The organism is Cypionkella psychrotolerans (assembly GCF_001294535.1).
Taxonomy (GTDB): Bacteria; Pseudomonadota; Alphaproteobacteria; order Rhodobacterales; family Rhodobacteraceae; genus Cypionkella; species Cypionkella psychrotolerans.
Window position 1 is genome coordinate 77,501 of record NZ_LGIC01000003.1, and the last position, 2,281, is coordinate 79,781.

At 53.6% G+C, this 2,281-nt stretch carries 1 tRNA gene and 2 rRNA genes (1 of these 3 only partly in view); all 3 read left to right on the top strand.

The features are described from left to right. A 23S ribosomal RNA gene (locus tag AKV04_RS00435) occupies window positions 1-1,612 on the top strand (it extends 1,229 nt beyond the left edge of the window). Window positions 1,613-1,859: 247 nt separating this feature from the next. Further along, a 5S ribosomal RNA gene (gene rrf / locus AKV04_RS00440) occupies window positions 1,860-1,974 on the top strand. A 91-nt stretch (window positions 1,975-2,065) separates the two neighbouring features. Continuing rightward, a tRNA-Met gene (locus AKV04_RS00445) sits at window positions 2,066-2,142 on the top strand. Window positions 2,143-2,281: the final 139 nt, after the last annotated feature.

Consider the following 2,281-nt stretch of genomic DNA (forward strand, 5'->3'; position numbering starts at 1 on the left):
TGATATAGGACGCTGTGTATTTGCATTCGGTTTACTGAATGCAGCGTACACAATGTGCTTTCTGTGAAGCCGGGCTGTAAGGCATCCGGTGGAGAGATCAGAAGCGAGAATGTTGACATGAGTAGCGATAAAGAGGGTGAGAGACCCTCTCGCCGAAAATCCAAGGGTTCCTGCTTAAAGCTAATCTGAGCAGGGTAAGCCGGCCCCTAAGGCGAGGCCGAAAGGCGTAGTCGATGGGAACCACGTTAATATTCGTGGGCCAGGAGGAAGTGACGGATCTCGACTGTAGTTTGCCCTTATCGGATTGGGTGGGCTGCTTAGAGGTTCCAGGAAATAGCCCTCCATCAGACCGTACCCTAAACCGACACAGGTGGATTGGTAGAGTATACCAAGGCGCTTGAGAGAACCACATTTAAGGAACTCGGCAAAATGCCTCCGTAAGTTCGCGAGAAGGAGGCCCTATTTTTACGCAAGTAGAGGTAGGGGGCACAAACTAGGGGGTGGCGACTGTTTACTTAAAACACAGGGCTGTGCGAAGCCGTAAGGCGACGTATACAGTCTGACGCCTGCCCGGTGCTGGAAGATTAAGAGGAGGGGTGCAAGCTCTGAATTGAAGTCCCAGTAAACGGCGGCCGTAACTATAACGGTCCTAAGGTAGCGAAATTCCTTGTCGGGTAAGTTCCGACCTGCACGAATGGCGTAACGATCTCCCCGCTGTCTCAAATGTGGACTCAGCGAAATTGAACTGTGTGTCAAGATGCACACTACCCGCGGTTAGACGGAAAGACCCCATGCACCTTTACTCCAGCTTTGCACTGGTATCAGGATTGTGATGTGCAGGATAGGTGGTAGGCATCGAAGCGGGGACGCTAGTCTTCGTGGAGCCTCCCTTGAGATACCACCCTTCGCCATCTTGATATCTAACCGCGGCCCGTTATCCGGGTCCGGGACCCTGCATGGTGGGGAGTTTGACTGGGGCGGTCGCCTCCCAAATTGTAACGGAGGCGCGCGAAGGTAGGCTCAGACCGGTCGGAAATCGGTCGTTGAGTGCAATGGCATAAGCCTGCCTGACTGCAAGACTGACAAGTCGAGCAGAGACGAAAGTCGGTCATAGTGATCCGGTGGTCCCAAGTGGGAGGGCCATCGCTCAACGGATAAAAGGTACGCTGGGGATAACAGGCTGATGATGCCCAAGAGTCCATATCGACGGCATCGTTTGGCACCTCGATGTCGGCTCATCTCATCCTGGGGCTGGAGCAGGTCCCAAGGGTATGGCTGTTCGCCATTTAAAGAGGTACGTGAGCTGGGTTTAGAACGTCGTGAGACAGTTCGGTCCCTATCTGCCGTGGGTGTAGGAGACTTGAGAAGAGTTGCCCCTAGTACGAGAGGACCGGGGTGAACGGACCACTGGTGGACCAGTTATCGTGCCAACGGTAGTGCTGGGTAGCTATGTTCGGACAGGATAACCGCTGAAGGCATCTAAGCGGGAAGCCCCCTTCAAAACAAGGTCTCCCTTGAGAGCCGTGGAAGACCACCACGTCGATAGGCCAGAGGTGTAAGAGCAGTAATGCTTTCAGCTGACTGGTACTAATTGCTCGATAGGCTTGATTTGATCCAGTAACAGCAAGGTTAGTGATAACCAAAGCTTCTGGGTCGTAATGTCAAAGAAAATGACATGTCAAAAGCGCACATACGCTGCGAAAGCAGCCTAGATTTGGAACAATCTGATGATCTGAAACCCTGCATGAGCAGGATAAAGATCACATACTGATGTTTGCTATGCGAAGAAGGCCCATCGCGGTTCTGGATCAACTCCAACACCGCGATCCGCCTTCCCGCACAGCTTGTTTCTTTTTTGGTTTGGTGGACATAGCACGAGCAAAACACCCGATCCCATCCCGAACTCGGCCGTTAAGTGCCGTCGCGCCAATGGTACTGCGTCTTAAGACGTGGGAGAGTAGGTCACCGCCAAACCTAACAAGAAACAACCTCTCAATACGATAGCAAGCCCTCAGCACAAAACCAGCTGAGACCACGTTCCCACACCACCAACGGGAACGACCGTCGCGGGGTGGAGCAGCCCGGTAGCTCGTCAGGCTCATAACCTGAAGGTCACAGGTTCAAATCCTGTCCCCGCAACCACTTTTACCGAACCAGCAATCGCTCGAACGTCCAGCCCGCTTTCCAGCGGGCTTTTTGCGTTCTGCGCCAAGCCAATCATCGCCGTCAGAGCGCCTTCCAGATCCAGCGTCAGGCCTTCCGGGCCGTCGAAAACCGTTAC